This is a genomic window from Pedococcus sp. P2_E2 (assembly GCF_056403955.1).
Genome location: NZ_JBFUEM010000001.1, coordinates 586,652 through 603,281 on the forward strand (window position 1 = coordinate 586,652; position 16,630 = coordinate 603,281).

Genomic DNA, 16,630 nt, shown 5'->3' on the forward strand with positions numbered 1-16,630 from the left:
CAACGCGGATACGCGCCCCAATGCTGTGGAGGTACCCATGAAGATTTCCCGTTCAAAGTTCGCGGCAACCGTCGTTGCTGCAACTGCCGTCGTGTCGCTTGCTGCCTGTGGTGGTGGTGATGCCAGCTCGTCCGGCAAGACGACGATCACGCTGCTGACCGACAACGCCGAGACGACGGTGAAGCCTGCGAAGGCGCTCGCGGCGGCTTTCGAGAAGGCGAACCCGACCATCACTGTCAAGCTGGAGTCCCGGCCGGGTGGCGCCGACGGCGACAACCTGGTCAAGACGAAGCTGTCGACCGGCGACATGGCAGACGTGTTCTGGTACAACTCCGGGTCGCTCCTGCAGGCGCTGAGCCCGGAGAAGAACCTGGTCGACCTGACCGGCGACGCGGCGCTCAAGGACACCGACCCCGCGTTCCTGCCCACGGTCACGCAGAACGGCAAGGTCTACGGCGCTCCCGTGGGCACCGTGATGGGCGGCGGCATCCTCTACAACAAGGACGTCTACTCCAAGCTCGGGCTGTCGGTCCCCAAGACGTGGTCGGAGTTCGAGTCGAACAGCGACAAGATCAAGGCAGCGGGGATCACCGCGGTGGTGGGCAGCTTCAAGGACACCTGGACGTCCCAGCTGTTCGTTCTCGGCGACTTCCACAACGTCGCTTCGGCCAACCCCAGCTTCGCTGCCGACTACACCGCGAACAAGGTCAAGTACGCGACGGATCCGACGGCGGTGAAGGGCTTCGAGAAGACCGCAGAGGCGAAGGCCAGGGGCTGGCTCAACAAGAGTGCCGGCTCCACCACCTTCGACCAGGGCATGAAGCTGCTGGCCAGTGGCAAGGCCGGCCAGTACCCGCTGCTCACGTTCCCAGTCGGCACGCTGTCGAAGGAGGACGCCGCCAAGATCGGCTTCTTCGGGATCCCGGGTGACGACGCCAGCAAGAACGGCGCCACCATCTGGCCCGGTAACGGTCAGTACATCCCCAAGAACAGCAAGAACATCGACGCGGCCAAGAAGTTCATCGCCTTCGTGGCCTCGCCCGCCGGCTCCGAGGTGTACTCCTCCGCGGCCCCGCCGACTGGCCCCTACATGGTGACCGGTTCGAAGGTGCCCGCCGATGCCCCGCCGGTCGCCCAGGACCTCCAGGCCTACATCGACGCCAAGGCGACGACCCCGGCCCTCGAGTTCCTGTCGCCGGTCAAGGGCCCGTCGCTCGAGCAGATCACCGTCGCCGTGGAGACTGGTCAGACCTCGGGCAAGGACGGTGCCGCGCAGTACGACGCCGACGTGACCAAGCAGGCGAAGCAGCTGGGACTGCCGGGATGGTAACCAGCGCCACCCCGAGCCAGACTCGGACGACCGGTCCCCGCGGTGACGCGGGGGCCGGTCGGCCCACCCGGAAGCAGGCCCGGTCCGGTGGCGCCCGCAACCTCCGCGCTCGGACCTACTCGTACTGGTTCTACGCGCCCGCAGCGGTCATCTACGGCCTGATCTTCCTGGTGCCGACCGTGATCGCCTTCTACTACTCCCTCACTCGCTGGACCCTGTTCGACTCAGAGTTCATCGGTCTCGACAACTTCAAGCAGTTCTTCTCAGAGCAGTCGCTGGTCAGCGGCATGAAGAACACGCTGATCTATGCGGTCCTCACCAGTGGCCTCAAGGTGGTGCTCGGGATGCTCTTCGCAGTCCTGCTGACCGGGCCGATCCGCTCTCGTGGCCTCCTTCGGTCGGTGGTGTTCTTCCCCGTCCTCGTGAGCACGGTGGCCGTCGGCATCACCTTCAGCGTGCTGCTGCAGCCGGACTTCGGCCTCGTTGCCACCGTCCTGAGCAAGGTCGGCATCACCTCTCCCGACTGGCTCGGTGACCCCAGCCTCGCCCTGATCTCGGTGGCTCTCGTCGACGTGTGGAAGGGCGTCGGACTCGCGACGCTGATCTACATCGCGGGCATCCTCGCCATTCCCAAGGACTACTACGAGGCCGTCGACGTCGACGGCGGCAGTGCCTGGACCAAGTTCAGGAACATCACCCTCCCGCTCGCCCGCCCGGCCACGTTCACCGTGATCCTGCTCTCCCTCATCGGGGGTCTCAGGTCGTTCGACCTCATCTGGACGATGACCGGGGGCGGGCCCGGGTTCAGCAGTGACGTGATCGCCTCGGTGATCTACAAGCAGTACCAGGCCGGCTTCTACGGCCTGGCGACGGCGGGCAACGTCGTCCTGTTCGTCCTGGTGTCCCTGATCATCTTTCCGCTGTTCCGGTACTTCAACTCGAAGGAGGTGGAGTCATGAGGACACGAGCCCTGAGGCGTGTCTCACTCGAGGTACTGGCCGTGGTGGTCGCCCTGGTCGTCTTCGTCGTCCCGTTCGTCTTCATGTTCCTCACCGCGTCCAAGGACGAGTTCGAGTCCGCCGACCTGAAGTTCTCGCTGCCCACCGACTGGGCTGTCGTCGACAACATCAAGGAGGCATTCGCCGCCAGGGACGGGATGCTGCTCACGGCCTTCAAGAACAGCACCATCCTCACCGTCGTCTCGGTGGCCATCCTGGTGGTGCTCTGCTCGATGGTCGGCTATGTCATCCAGCGCCGGCCCGGGCGGGTGGCAAACCTCGCCAACGTGCTGGTGATCTCCGGGCTGATCATCCCCCCGGCCGTCGTGCCGACGATCTGGGTGCTCCAGCAGCTGCACCTCTTCAAGACTCTGCCCGGACTGATCCTCGTCGAGGTCGCCTTCCAGATGGCGTTCTGCGTCCTGCTCTTCCGCGCGTTCGTCGCCGCCATCCCGCGAGAGCTGGACGAGGCGGCCATGATCGACGGGTGCACCGGGCTGTCCCTCTTCTTCCGGGTGATCTTCCCGCTCCTGCGGCCAGTCACGATCACGGTGATCCTCACGAGCTCGGTCTTCATCTACAGCGACTTCGTCAACCCGCTGTACTTCCTGCCTGGTGACGAGAACGCCACGGTGCAGCTCACGCTGTACAACTTCCTCAGCCAGTTCAGCACGCAGTACAACCTGCTCTTCATGGACATCGTGCTCGTGACGCTGCCGCCGCTGGTCCTCTTCATCTTCTTCAACCGCAAGATCGTCGCCGGCATGACGTCCGGCGCCGTCAAGGGCTGACGCCCTTCGCCAGGTGGGCGCAGGGCCCGCCAACCCGACCCTTCCTTCCCCGATCCCGTGACGCTCTCACCGTTCTCCTGAAAGGCAGACATGACCCACGACTGGTCCGCAGCCCTGATCGCCCCCGACGAGGACTTCGCCGGCGCCCCCGTGCTGCGCAAGGAGTTTGCGCTCGACCAGGGCCATGGCGCCGTGGTCCGCGCGACACTCTTCGTCACGGCGCACGGGATCGTTGAACCGACCCTCAACGGCGCGCCAGTGTCCGACGAGGTGCTCACGCCGGGATGGACCAGCTACGAGTGGCGGCTGCGCTACCGCAGCTACGAGGTCACGTCGCTGGTCTCGGACACCTCGGTGTTGGGGCTCGCGCTCGGCAACGGCTGGTTCCGCGGCCGTCTCGGGTGGGACGGTCGCCGGGCGTTGTACGGCTCGGAGCTGGCGGCCCTGGCGGAGCTGCACCTCGACTTCGAGGACGGACACCACCAGGTCGTGGGCACGGACGCCACCTGGCAGGCAGGTCCCTCCGCCACGCTCGCCAACGACCTCTACGACGGCCAGACCATCGACGCCCGGCTGGAGTCGTCCGACTGGACGCTGCCCGAGGCGGCCCTCGACGGTTGGTCCGGAGTGCACGCGGTCAGCCATGACACCGCGCGACTCGAGCCCTACCTCGGGCCTCCCGTCCGTCGTCAGGAAGTCGTGGCACCGGTGAAGGTGTGGACCTCACCGGCGGGCGCGACGTTGGTCGACTTCGGGCAGAACCTGGTCGGCTGGCTCCGCTTCTCCGTGCAGGGCGAGGCCGGCACCGAGGTCACCATCCGTCATGCCGAGGTCCTCGAGCACGACGAGCTGGGCACCCGGCCGCTGCGCAGCGCGTTGGCCACGGACCGGTTCGTCCTCAGCGGGGGAGTGGACACCTTCGAGCCCACCAAGACCTTCCACGGCTTCCGGTATGCCGAGGTGACCGGTTGGCCGGGTGAGCTCACTGAGGGCTCGCTCGAGGCCGTCGTGGTCCACTCCGACCTCGCGCGAACGGGGACGTTCGAGAGCTCCGACGAGATGCTCAACCAGCTGCACCGCAACGTGGTCTGGGGCCTGAAGGGCAACTTCCTCGACGTCCCCACCGACTGCCCGCAACGCGACGAGCGCCTGGGCTGGACCGGTGACATCGCCGCCTTCGCCCCCACGGCGGCATACCTCTATGACGTGTCTGGTTTCCTCTCCAGCTGGCTGGTCGACGTCGACCTCGAGCAGAGCCACGCCGATGGCATGGTGCCGTTCGTGGTGCCAGATGTCCTGAAGTACATGGAGATCCCGGCCGAGTTCCCCACTCCGAACAGCACCGCTGTCTGGAGCGACGCGGCCGTCTGGGTGCCTTGGGCGCTCTACCAGGCGTACGGAGACCGGGAGGCGCTCGGCCGCCAGTACCCGGCCATGACGGCGCACGCCCGCCGGGTGGAGGGCATGCTGTCTGACACCGGCCTGTGGGACACCGGGTTCCAGTTCGGCGACTGGCTGGACCCGCAGGCACCCCCGGACGAGCCGTTCAAGGCCAAGGCCGACAACGGCGTCGTCGCGACCGCTTGCTACTACCGCACCCTGCGCCAGGTGTCCGCGACAGCCGAGCTCGTGGGTGAGAGCGACGACGCCGGATACTTCTCGGACCTTGCGGACCGAGTGCGCAGCGCCTTCCTGAAGCACTACGTCACCGAGGGCGGCCGCATCGTGAGCGACTGTGCCACGGTCTATGCCCTGGCCATCGAGTTCGGTCTGCTCGACGGGGCCGACCGCCAGGGTGCGGGCGACAGACTCGCAGAACTGGTGCGGCAGAATGGTTTCCGCATCTCGACCGGGTTTGCCGGGACGCCCTTCGTAACGGACGCACTGACCAACACGGGGCACCTCGACGACGCCTACAACCTGCTCCTCGAGCGAGAGTGCCCGTCCTGGCTGTACCCGGTCACCATGGGTGCCACGACGGTCTGGGAACGGTGGGACTCCATGCTCCCGGACGGCACCATCAACCCCGGCGAGATGACGAGCTTCAACCACTACGCCCTGGGTGCCGTGGCCGACTGGATGCACCGGACCATCGCCGGCATCGCGCCCCTCTCGCCCGGGTACGACCGCGTCCTCATCGCCCCACAGCCAGGCGGAGGGCTGACCTGGGCCAGGGGTGCTCTCGACACGAGGCACGGCACCATCGCCACTGACTGGGCCTTGGATGACGACCGACGGCTGTCCGTCCGGGTGACGGTCCCCGAGGGCGTCGAGGCGACGGTGCGCCTGCCCGACGGCACGGAGCAGACCGTGAGTGCTGGGGACCACGAGTTCACCGGCTAGAGCCGGCCCCTGCACCGAGCCCACCGATCCCGGGACTTCCACCGCGAGCAAAGGACTGCAGCATGACCCTGGACGACCTCAGCCGGCTCATCAAGGACCCTGCGATCGAGTACCGGCCCGAGCTGCGCTGGTGGCTCGCCGAGGGACTGCACACCGACGAGACCCTGCGACACGAGATCGACACCGCCCATCGACTGGGTTTCGGCGGGATGGAGTTCCTCGCCATGGACGAGGGCGACATCGACCACACCCGCTACGGGTGGGGGGCCGAGGAGTGGGTGCACGACTCGCAGATCGTCGTCGAGGAGACCACCAAGCGGGGTATGTCGGTCAGCTTCACGTCGGGGACGAACTGGTCGAACGCGAACCTCCCGACCATCGACGCCGACCACCCCGCAGCGGCCAAGGAGCTGGACGTCGTCATCGAGGAGCTCCAGGGCGGGGCTTCGCGACGGGGCGCCCTGCCCCGCATCGACCTCGATGCTGAAGTGGTACAGCAGGTGCTCCCCGGGCACCGCGGTGAGATCCGCAAGCAGCATTTCGTCTCGGTCCTGGCCGCCCGCGTGGTGGAGGAGACGGAGATTGGCGCTGTCCTGGACGTCGACTCCGTGGTGGACCTGACGGGTCTCGTCCAGGACGAGGCGCTGGCGTGGACTGCCCCGGACCTCGGCTCCTGGCGGATCTTCACCTACTGGACGCACGGGACCGGGCAGACAGCGTCTCCTGCGGCCTTGGTCAACTACACCGTCAACTACCTCGACCCTGATGGCGCGCAGGAGGTGATCCGCTACTGGGACGCCGTGGTGCTCACTCCCGAGCTCCGAGAGCAGATCGCCCGCAACCCGCGCGCCCAGATGTACATGGACTCCCTCGAGCTGTTCACGACCGGAGCCGGTGGCGTGTTCTGGGGCCGCACGGTGGCCGACGAGTTTCGGACACGCCGCGGCTACGACATCCAGCCCTGGCTGCCTTTCCTCACCCGGACGGTGTTCATGATGGCGGCGGCGACGACCTACCACAACGAGGCCACCGAGGAGCACCAAGTCACGGTCGAGAAGGTCCGCTTCGACTACGTCCGCACCCTCACCGACCTCTACATCGAGAACATGCTCCGCCCGTTCGCGGCGTTCCTCCACGACAACGGCATGACGCTCCGCGCGGAGATCAGCTATGGCCTGCCGTTCGAGCTCACCCGACCGGGCCCGGAGGTCGACGGCATCGAGACGGAGTCACTGGAGTTCGCTTCCCAGATCGATGCCTACCGGCTGATGGCCGGTCCGGCTCACCTGTTCGGCAAGCAGTACTCGTCGGAGACCGGCGCCACCACCCGCAACCACATCCTCGACCACCGGTTCTACGACCAGATCATCGCCACCCAGCTGGCCGCCGGCATCACCAAGACCGTCCTGCACGGCTGGGCCAGCACCGCCGGCGCCGAAGGTGTGACCGAGTGGCCCGGACACGAGGGCATGTGGTCCATGTTCTCCGAGCGGTTCGACACCAGGCAGCCGGGGTCGGAGTTCTACCCGCTGTGGAATGACGCGCTGGGCCGCTACCAGTGCGTCCTGCGGCAGGGAAACCCCCGCGTCGATGTCGGCATCCTGCGCACCGACCACTTCACCGACAACATGTCCGGCATCGGGTTCCTCGGCGCGGACGGCACCCGCACCCACGACGAGGAGGCCTATGGCCGCCTCTGGATGCGCAACCGACAGAACCACTGGTGGCAGGACCTCGGCATGCAGGACGCCGGCTGGACCTACGAGTTCTTCGACGGCTCCCTCCTGCTGCGCGATGACGTCACCCTTGCCGACGGGCTCGTCCAGCCGAATGGTCCCGGCTACCAAGCGCTGATCGTGTACCAGAGCGAGTTCGACCCGGACGTCGCCGCCAAGCTCCTCGAGTGGGCTCGCCAGGGGCTGAAGGTGCTCGTCGTGAACGGCGCGCGCGAGCTGAAGCTGCTCATCAAGGACCTTCACAGGACCCATGAGCGTGCCGCCGCACAGACACCCGGACTCGACGGACGCGACGATGAGCTGGCCCGCACCATGGCCGAGCTCCTCGCCCAACCCACCGTCGTGGCGATCGACGATCCCGCAGAGACCGTCGAGGCACTGCGAGACCTTGGCGTCGCGGGACGCGCCGAGTTCACCAACGAGAACCGCAGCGTGCTGTCCCACCTGCGCGAGGACGGTGAGCTGCTGCACTTGTACCTGTACCACTTCCTCTACGAGACGGGAGCGCCCGTCGAGGTCGAGGTAGCACTTCCGGGTCAGGGACGTGCGCACCGGATCGACGGGTGGACGGGGGCGATCCGGCCGTACCCGAGCGTGGGGGAGGGCGATCGAACCATCCTGCGGGTGGCGCTCGCACCGGGTGAGACCGTGCTGCTCACTCTGGACCGCGGGGACACCACCGCCCCTGACACCACCGCCCCCGACACCACCGACGTCGACGTCGATGCGACCTCGTTCGAGACGGTTGTCGAGCCGGCCGAGTGGACGATCGCTGTCGAGAGCTGGGACGCGGGGGAGCTCAAGGTCATCACCGAGGACCGCGGGCTCGGCTACCAGACCCGCGAGGTCCGGCCTCTGACGGCAGTCTCGCGCCTCGAAGCCGGGACAGGAGCACTGCGGCCCTGGAAGGACCTGCCCGAGGTCGGACCCGAGGTGTCCGGCGTGGGTGAGTACACCACCACGCTGCAGCTCGACCATGAGCCGCTGGAGGGGCGCCGCCACCTCCTCCACCTCGGCTCCACCGCCGGCGCCCTCGGCTCCGTGCGGATCAACGATGCCGAGGCAAAAGGCTTCGACACGTCCTGTCCCGTCGTCGACGTCACCGACGACCTGCGCGCGGGTGCCAACACGCTGACCGTCCGGGTGTCGAGTTCACTGAACAACCGGCTGCTCGCCCGGGGTTACTACGAGAAGGTGCCCGACATCATCTGGCAGATCTCAGGTGGGGAACCACAGATGCAGACAACCGACGTGCACGATCACGGCCTCCTCGGTCCCGTCCGTCTCATCCGGGAGGCGACGGGGCAGTGACCCCGACCCGATATGGCGCGCGAGGCACCAACGAGGCGCCCCTGAACCTCAGAGCTTGAGCTGGGCCGCATGCCCCATGACCACGACGGGATGTGACTCGGGAGCGAGGTGCAGCAGGAGGTAGCGCACACCCTCAGCGGGGAGGGAGACGCAACCGTGCGTGGGACCGTCGTGGTCCACATGTAGCCAGATGCCACCGCCGCGTCGGTCGCCAAGAGGTCGTGACTGGTCGAGGGGCGACCGGCCGGGAACGCGGTTGTAGTCGACGGCGATGACGTAGTCGAACGCGTCCGCCGTCGAGTCCCCGAAGCCCGGCTGCTTGGGAGGAGGCTCGAACGCTGCCGACCGGTGGTAGGGCAGCTGGGATCCGGGATTGGCCTTGCGCCCGCCTGCCGCGCTGAGGGTGAAGGTGCCGACCGGAGTCTTGAGGTCGCCTTCGACGTGGCTGGTGGCCCAGCCCCGTTTGCCGACGTGTCCCCGCCAAGCGGCCACGAGCATCCAGTCCGCTGCCGTGCGCTCGTAGAACTCGACAGTGGCCGCACTCGACGTCGCGGTCGCTCCACGAACCACCACCACCTGTCTGGTGTGTCCTGCAATGGTGCTGCGCGTCCGTGCGCCGACAGGGAGGGTCCGCGGGGCGGCTGTGGTGGTGGAGGGGGTGGGGGAGGCGGCCGGGTCAGGGACCGCGGAGACTGCTCCACTCGCCGACGTTCCGGGCGAGGGGGTGTCCTGGGGCCCGTTGGCGGCTGCCGGTTGCTCATGCTGGCCTGCCGGCCCGCTGAACGGGCCGATCCCCATGGTCGCGAGGCCAGCAAGGCCGAGAGCCGTCCCCAGCGCCAGCATCGTCACGGTCGCGGCCAACCGCTCGATACGGGGTGGGTACCTGCGTGGTGTGCGGTGTGAGCCGGCATGGCTGGCAGCGCGGGCCTGTCGGCCTGCGCTGGAGCGGCTGCCACCCGACATGCCGCGAGTCTACGGCCGCCTCCTCGTGAACTTCGTCAGCCTGCGGATCGCCCCGGAACCACGTCCGCGTGCGGGGTGGTGGCCGCAGTCGCGCCGGCTTGGAGGGAGCGCACGACGAGGGTGGCGAGTGCGGTGGTGACCGGGACAGCAAGGACCAGGCCGATGCCGCCGGCCATCGTGCGCACGATCTCCTCGCTGATGTCGGAGCTGGTCAGGATCCGCGCGACGGGCTGGTTGACCAGGCTGATGAGCAGCAGGACCGGCAGAGCGGCGCCGGCGTAGGCGAACACGACCGTGTACACGGTGGAGGCGATGTGGTCGCGCCCGATGCGCATGGCCTGTTGGTACAGCCGCAGCGGCGGCATGGTCGGGGCAGCGTCGTACAGCTCCCAGACGGCGGAGCTCTGCGTGATCGTCACGTCGTTGAGGATGCCCAGACCGGCGAGGATGATGCCGCAGGTCAGCAGGTTGCGCAGGTCGATCTGCTGGGCCACCTGTTGCAGGGCGGCGTTGTCCTCACTGCTCACGCCGTTCAGGTGCGCCTGCGCCACTGCCAGCGTGCCGACGCCAGCGGTGATCCCCAGGCCGGCGAAGGTCCCCAGGAGTGCGGTCGTCGTGCGGGCCGAGACGCCGTGAGCCAGGTACAGCACCACGATCATGATCGCTGCGGAGGAGAAGAGGCCGACCGCCACAGGGCTGCGCCCATCGAGCAGCGCAGGCATGAGGTACTTGACGACCACCGCGCCGGCGACGGCGAGGCCGACCAACGACCGCAGGCCGCGCCACCGGGCGACGGCGATGACGGTGAGGCCGAAAGCGACCGCCAGCCACGTCAGGGGAGCGCCGCGCTCGATGTCATAGAAGGTGTAGGGAGACCCCTCTCCTTCGCCGGGGACCTTGAGCACCACGAGGCCGATGCCAGTCCCCGCACGTCTCGCATCGGGGGGCAGGTCGACGGTGACCTCGGATCCCTTCTCCGGGCCGGTGCGGATCTCGACCTTGGCCCGTCCACACTTCGCGGTCGCTGGATCCTTGGTGATCGCGGTGTCGGGTGCCCCGAACTGGTCACAGTCCAGGGGGGCGATCGAGGTGACGGTGCCGTGGAGGTACTCGACGCCGGCGACGGCGCTGTCGCGCAAGGCCGGACGGCCCTCGCCAGTGGGACGCAGGACCCACATGCCGGCTGCCGTCACGACGGCGATGACCAGGACGGCGGCGCCCAGCGCGACCCGCATCCACACCGGTGTCGGCGGGTGAGCGCTCGTGTTGGTATGCCGGTGGGAGCCTGCCATGGGTACCTCTCTCGTGGATCGCACTGCGCACCTTATGCGCTGAGGCTGGCCCTCGCCGCGTGCCCTCCCTGAGGGCACGGGGTGCTGGGCCAAGAGGCCGTCAAGATTGCCGTCGCGCGCGCTAAGGATGCGTCAAGAGCCGGGGCCGCGCGGTCGCACCGGTGTTTCAGTCGGGTCGTGACCGAACTGCTGCGCATGCCCAAGCGCCTCCTGGTGGGCCGACCACTGCTGAGCTCCCAGATGGGGGAGACCCTGCTGCCGAAGAAGCTGGCTCTGCCCGTGTTCTGCAGCGACCCGCTGTCGTCCAACGCGTACGCCACCGAGGAGATCCTCCTGGTTCTGAGCATGGGTGGGCTGACCCTGCTTCACCTCACCCCGCTCGTGGCCGCCGGAGTCGTGCTGCTGCTCGTCGTGGTCGTCCTTTCCTACCGGCAGACGTGTCACGCCTACCCGAACGGTGGCGGGGCGTATGCCGTCAGCCGGGCCAACCTGGGGCGAAGCGCGGCCCTCGTGGCGGCCAGCGCCCTGCTCGTCGACTACGTGCTCACCGTCGCGGTGTCGGTGGCGGCAGGAGTGGCCAACATCGTCTCCGCGGTCCCGGCGCTCGCGCCCCACGCCCTCACGCTGTCCGTGGTGCTGGTGGCCCTGCTCGCCCTGGTCAACCTGCGCGGGATCAAGGAGTCCGGAGCCGCGTTCGCCGTCCCCACCTACGGGTTCGTCGCCTGCGTCCTCGTCATGCTCGCCCTCGGGATGTACCGGACCGCGATCGGGGCGCCACCGGTCGCTGAGTCCGCACCACTCGGCATACACGCCGAAAGCCACGTCTCAGGGTTGCTCGTGCTTGCCCTCGCGCTCCGAGCCTTTGCCTCGGGCTGTACCGCGTTGACCGGCGTCGAGGCCGTGAGCAACGGGGTGCCCAACTTCAAACGACCCAAGAGCCGCAACGCCGCCGACACCCTGGCGATCATGGGGGTCCTGACCATCGTGATGTTCGTCGGCCTGACCGCGATGGCGCTGATCGCGAAGGTCCACGTCGCTCATGACCCCACCATGCTCACCGGTGCTCCTGACGGGTACATCCAGAAGACGGTGATCGCCCAGATCGCTGGTGCCGTCTTCGGTGGGGGCAGCATCGGCTTCTACGCGGTCCAGGCGTTCACGGCAGCCATCCTCGTCCTGGCTGCCAACACCGCGTTCAACGGTTTCCCGATCCTCGCCTCGCTGTTGGGGGAGGACGGCTACCTGCCGCGACAGTTCGCTCGTCGCGGGGACCGGCTCGTGTTCTCCAACGGAATCGTCATCCTGGCGCTTTTGGCGGTCGGTCTGTTGTGGGCCTTCGATGCGAACACCACTCGCCTGATCCAGCTTTACATCATCGGGGTGTTCGTCTCCTTCACCCTCAGCCAGGCCGGGATGGTTCGGCACTGGCAGCAGCTGTTGGTCGGACCAGCAGCGCCACGGGACCGGGCACGTACCAGGCGCAAGCTGGCGATCAATGCTGTGGGCGCTGCGGTGACCGGGTTGGTGCTGGTCATCGTCCTGGTCACCAAGTTCACCCACGGTGCCTGGCTGGTCGTGGTCGCCATGCCCTTGCTCATCGCGCTCATGACGCTCATCCGCAGGCACTACCGGACGGTGGCCCGAGCGCTTCGCCCGGCTGCCGGCGGGGTGGTCCTCCCTGCCCACATCCACACCCTGGTGCTCGTGTCGAGGCTGCACGCACCCACGCTGCGCGCGCTGGCGTTCGCCCGCGCGACCAGGCCGGCGAGCCTGCGGGCAGTCACGGTGCGCACCAGCGCTGCCGACACGGAACGACTGACTGCGCAGTGGATCGAGCGCGACATCCCGGTCGAGCTGACCGTCCTGGACTCGCCGTTCCGCGACATGACCCGCCCCGTGGTCGAGCACGTCCGCGAGCTCTTGCGCGACCATCCCCGCGACGTCGTGTCGGTGTTCATCCCGGAGTACGTGGTCGGTCGGTGGTGGGAACAGCTGCTGCACAACCAGAGCGCACTGCGGTTGAAGGCTCGCCTCCTGTTCGAGCCCGGGGTCATGGTCACCTCAGTGCCCTGGCAGCTCTCCGCCGACCCCCCGGTCGAAGTGGAGGACCTGTCCCTGTCCCGCGACGCACGTGTGTCACGCTGAGGACATGCAGCGGGCCGCGCGGGACGCAGAGCTCATCGTCCCCCTCCTTCCTGCAACCGTGCCACCGTCGAGGGTCATCGGCCTGTCACGACGGCGGCTGCTCATCGGCCTCGGCCTGTGCCTCGTCGGGCTGCCACTGCTCACATGGGTCATGGTGGGGCTGCGCGGCTCCGGGACCGGTGAGAGCGTGCTGCTGATCTACCTGTTGGCGGTCGTGGTGATCGCCGTCGTCGGCGGGATGCTGCCGGGACTGCTCGCCGCGGTCGGCGGCTTCCTCCTCGCGAACTGGTTCCTCACCCCGCCATTCCACACGTTCACGGTCGGCGAACCCGCAGCCCTGGCCGACCTCGTGGTGTTCGTCCTGGCCGCCGCGATCGTCAGCGTCACCGTCGAGGTCGGTGCACGGAACCGCGCGAAGGCGGAGCGAAACCGGCTCCAGACCCACATGGTCGCGAACCTGAGCTCCGCCGAGATGCAGGGCGTCAGCGTGGAGCGGGTGCTCGACCAGGTGCGCCAGCTGTACAGCATGAGCACTGTGGTCCTCGCCCCGCACACCGACGTCCAGCGGCCGGTGGCATCGGTTGGTCCCACCCCCCACGGGTCGCCGGTGCTGTCGATCCCGGCGTCCGACTCGTTGAGCCTGCTCGGGTACGGCCGCCCCGTGTTCGCCGAGGACCGAGTCCTGCTGCAAGCCCTGGCCGGGACTGCCGGCCGCGCGTGGGAGACCGCGCGCCTGGCCGAGGAGGCCAGTCGAGCCGAACAGCTCGCGCAGACCGACCGGGTCCGATCCGCGCTGCTGACAGCCGTGGGGCATGACCTGCGCACGCCGCTGGCGGGCATCAAGACCGCTGCGTCCGGGCTGCGGCAGCCCGATGTGGCCTGGGAGCCGGGCGAGCAGGACGAGCTGCTGGCCACCATCGAGGACGGCGCAGACAGGCTCGCCGCCCTCGTCGACAACCTGCTGGCGATGAGCCGCCTCCAGGCTGGCGCGTTGTCCGTGCACGCTCATCCCGTGGACGTCGAGGAGGTTGCCTCCCGAGCACTGATCGGCCACGACACCCACTGCGTCGTCCTCGACATCGCGGAGGGACTGCCACCCGTCATGGCCGACGGTGGCCTGCTCGAGCGCGTCCTGGCGAACCTCGTCGACAACGCCCTCCGGTACACCCCCGAAGGGGGCCAGGTGACCGTCGCCGCCCTGCCGGCCCCCGACCCCGCAGTCGTCGAGATCCGCGTGAGCGACCAGGGACCCGGCGCCGACCCGACGAGCTGGGACGAGATGTTCGTTCCCTTCCAGCGCCTCGGCGACAACACTCCTGGCGGGGTCGGGCTCGGTCTGGCGATTGTCCGCGGCTTCACCGAGGCGATGAGCGGAACCGTCAGGCCATCTGCGACTCCCGGCGGCGGCCTCACCATGACCCTCCTGCTGCCGGCGGCGGCCACGCCGTGACCACCGTGCTCATCGTCGAGGACGACCCCCAGCTTCGCCGGGCGTTGGCGATCAACCTGCGCGCCCGCCACTACGACGTGCGCGCCGTGGCCGACGGAACCTCGGCCCTGAACGCCGCCGCAGCCGAGGTGCCCGACATCGTCATCCTCGATCTCGGGCTGCCTGACATCGACGGGGTCGACGTGGTCAGCGGCCTGCGTGGCTGGACCGACGTGCCGATCATCGTGCTCTCCGCGCGGGACGGCCAAGGGGACAAGGTCGACGCACTGGACGCGGGCGCGGACGACTACGTCACCAAGCCGTTCGGCATGGACGAGCTCCTGGCCCGGTTGCGCGCGAGTCTGCGACGAGCGGCTCCGGCCGAGGACGCGCCCACCCTTCTGGCTGGCGCCCTGGTCATCGACCGACGGGCCAAACGCGTGACGCGATCAGGACAGGACGTGCGCCTCACGCCGACCGAGTGGCACCTGCTCGAAGCCCTGGTGCGCGACCCGGGCAAGCTCATCCCCGGCCGTCAGCTGTTGCAGGAGGTGTGGGGGCCCTCCTACGGCGACGAGACCAACTACCTGCGCGTCTACATGGCAACGCTGCGGCGCAAGCTCGAGGAGAACCCTTCCGCGCCGCGCCACCTGATCACCGAACCCGGACTGGGCTACCGCTTCGAGCCGTAACTGGTCCCTGCGCCAGTGAGACGACTGGCTCAACGATCTCCTCGGACGAAGCAGAACGGCGGCTGATCTGCTGGTGCAGATCAGCCGCCGTTTCTCGCTCGCTCAGATATCGAAGTACATCTCGAACTCGTGCGGGTGCGGGCGGAAGCGGATCGGGTCGACCTCGTTCTTGCGCTTCCACTCGATCCAGGTCTCGATGAGGTCCTTGGTGAAGACGTCACCCTCGAGCAGGAACTCGTGGTCGGCCTCGAGGGCGGCGAGCACCTCGGGGAGCGAACCGGGCACCTGCGCGATGGCGTCGTGCTCCTCGGGCGGCAGCTCGTAGAGGTCCTTGTCCACCGGCTCCGGGGGCTCGATGCGGTTCTTGATGCCGTCCAGGCCGGCCATCAACATCGCGGAGAACGCGAGGTAGGGGTTGGCCGACGGGTCCGGCACGCGGAACTCGACGCGCTTGGCCTTCGGGTTGTCGCCGGTGATCGGGATGCGGATGCAGGCTGAGCGGTTACGGGCCGAGTAGACCAGGTTCACGGGCGCCTCGTAGCCGGGCACCAGGCGGTGGTAGGAGTTCACCGTCGGGTTGGTGAACGCCAGCAGCGCCGGAGCGTGCTTGAGGAGTCCACCGATGTACCAGCGGGCCAGGTCGGACAGGCCGCCGTAGCCGCGCTCGTCGTAGAAGAGCGGCTCGCCGTCCTTCCAGAGCGACTGGTGCGAGTGCATGCCCGAGCCGTTGTCGCCGAAGATCGGCTTCGGCATGAAGGTGACCGTCTTGCCGCCGTCCCACGCGACGTTCTTGACGATGTACTTGAACTTCAGCACGTCGTCCGCGGCCTGCTTCAGCGTGTTGAAGCGGTAGTTGATCTCCTGCTGACCGGCGGTGCCGACCTCGTGGTGGGCGCGCTCGACCGAGAGGCCGGCGGCTTCGAGGGCCAGGGTCATCTCGTCGCGCATGTCGGCGAAGTGGTCGGTCGGCGGGACGGGGAAGTAGCCACCCTTGTAGCGGGTCTTGTAGCCCTTGTTGCCGCCCTCCTCCTCGCGCCCGGTGTTCCAGGCGGCCTCGACGGAGTTGATGTAGTAGTAGCTGGCGTTCTGCTTGGTCTCGAAGCGCACGTCGTCGAAGACGTAGAACTCGGCCTCGGCGCCGAAGTACGCGGTGTCGGCGATCCCTGTCGACTTGAGGTAGGCCTCGGCCTTGGCCGCGATGTTGCGCGGGTCGCGGGAGTACTCCTCGCCGGTGAACGGGTCGACGATGGAGAAGTTGAGGATGAGCGTCTTTTCCTTGCGGAACGGGTCGAGGTACGCGCTCGTGGGGTCCGGGATGAGCTTCATGTCGGACTCGTGGATGGCCTGGAAGCCGCGGATCGAGGATCCGTCGAACATCTGCCCTTCCTTGAAGAACTCCGCGTCGAGGCTCTTGGCGGGCACGTTGAAGTGCTGCATCACGCCGGGCAGGTCACAGAACCGCACGTCGACGAAAATGACGTCCTCGTCCTTGATGAACTTCAGGACCTCGTCAGCATTGCTGAACAAACCAACCTCCTGTGGTGGGGCGGGCGAATCCGCCCATGGCTCAACTGGTGTCGGCGTCGACCCTAACGGGTGG

11 protein-coding genes are annotated in these 16,630 nt (G+C 67.9%); 8 read left to right on the forward strand and 3 right to left on the reverse strand.

Annotation, left to right across the window (positions count from 1 at the left end):
* The first annotated feature begins 37 nt into the window (after positions 1 to 37).
* The 5 genes from AC1DWR_RS02765 (at position 38) to AC1DWR_RS02785 (ending at position 8,509) form a co-directional block, all read left to right on the forward strand.
* Positions 38 to 1,330, forward strand: coding sequence for an ABC transporter substrate-binding protein (locus AC1DWR_RS02765; protein ID WP_477623601.1), 1,293 nt, complete (start codon positions 38 to 40; stop codon positions 1,328 to 1,330).
* A complete protein-coding gene (locus tag AC1DWR_RS02770) occupies positions 1,324 to 2,289 on the forward strand; it encodes a carbohydrate ABC transporter permease (protein ID WP_477623602.1) in 966 nt (321 codons plus the stop codon). The genes AC1DWR_RS02765 and AC1DWR_RS02770 overlap by 7 nt, the downstream gene beginning before the upstream one ends.
* A complete protein-coding gene (locus AC1DWR_RS02775) occupies positions 2,286 to 3,119 on the forward strand; it encodes a carbohydrate ABC transporter permease (protein ID WP_477623603.1) in 834 nt (277 codons plus the stop codon). The genes AC1DWR_RS02770 and AC1DWR_RS02775 overlap by 4 nt, the downstream gene beginning before the upstream one ends.
* Before the next feature lie 90 nt (positions 3,120 to 3,209).
* The gene (locus tag AC1DWR_RS02780; protein ID WP_477623604.1) at positions 3,210 to 5,462 is read left to right on the forward strand and encodes an alpha-L-rhamnosidase; all 2,253 of its coding nucleotides are present in this window, start codon (positions 3,210 to 3,212) and stop codon (positions 5,460 to 5,462) included.
* A gap of 62 nt (positions 5,463 to 5,524) precedes the next feature.
* A complete protein-coding gene (locus tag AC1DWR_RS02785) occupies positions 5,525 to 8,509 on the forward strand; it encodes a glycosyl hydrolase (protein WP_477623605.1) in 2,985 nt (994 codons plus the stop codon).
* A 48-nt stretch (positions 8,510 to 8,557) separates the two neighbouring features.
* Here the strand turns inward: AC1DWR_RS02785 and AC1DWR_RS02790 are convergent, their stop codons facing one another.
* Together AC1DWR_RS02790 and AC1DWR_RS02795 are read right to left on the reverse strand one after the other, a co-directional pair.
* On the reverse strand, positions 8,558 to 9,472 hold the full coding sequence (locus AC1DWR_RS02790) for a L,D-transpeptidase family protein (protein ID WP_477623606.1): 915 nt from the start codon (positions 9,470 to 9,472) through the stop codon (positions 8,558 to 8,560).
* Between the two features lie 35 nt (positions 9,473 to 9,507).
* Positions 9,508 to 10,764 carry a YibE/F family protein gene (locus tag AC1DWR_RS02795; protein WP_477623607.1) on the reverse strand — a complete coding sequence of 419 codons (1,257 nt, stop codon included), beginning with the start codon at positions 10,762 to 10,764 and terminating at the stop codon, positions 9,508 to 9,510.
* Positions 10,765 to 10,941: 177 nt separating this feature from the next.
* Between AC1DWR_RS02795 and AC1DWR_RS02800 the strand changes: the two genes are divergently transcribed.
* Genes AC1DWR_RS02800 through AC1DWR_RS02810 form a run of 3 tightly spaced genes read left to right on the forward strand, consistent with a single transcriptional unit; the run spans position 10,942 to position 15,030 of the window.
* Positions 10,942 to 12,909 (forward strand): APC family permease, encoded by a 1,968-nt coding sequence (locus AC1DWR_RS02800; RefSeq protein ID WP_477623608.1) that lies wholly within the window; start codon positions 10,942 to 10,944, stop codon positions 12,907 to 12,909.
* A gap of 4 nt (positions 12,910 to 12,913) precedes the next feature.
* Complete coding sequence (locus AC1DWR_RS02805) at positions 12,914 to 14,359, forward strand: sensor histidine kinase (protein WP_477623609.1); 1,446 nt, start codon at positions 12,914 to 12,916, stop codon at positions 14,357 to 14,359.
* Positions 14,356 to 15,030, forward strand: coding sequence for a response regulator (locus AC1DWR_RS02810; RefSeq protein WP_477613277.1), 675 nt, complete (start codon positions 14,356 to 14,358; stop codon positions 15,028 to 15,030). Before AC1DWR_RS02805 ends, AC1DWR_RS02810 begins: the two co-directional genes overlap by 4 nt.
* Positions 15,031 to 15,132: 102 nt before the next feature.
* On the opposite strand, the gene glnA is transcribed toward AC1DWR_RS02810, so the two are convergent.
* Positions 15,133 to 16,557 (reverse strand): type I glutamate--ammonia ligase, encoded by a 1,425-nt coding sequence (gene glnA, locus AC1DWR_RS02815; protein WP_477613276.1) that lies wholly within the window; start codon positions 16,555 to 16,557, stop codon positions 15,133 to 15,135.
* Positions 16,558 to 16,630: the final 73 nt, after the last annotated feature.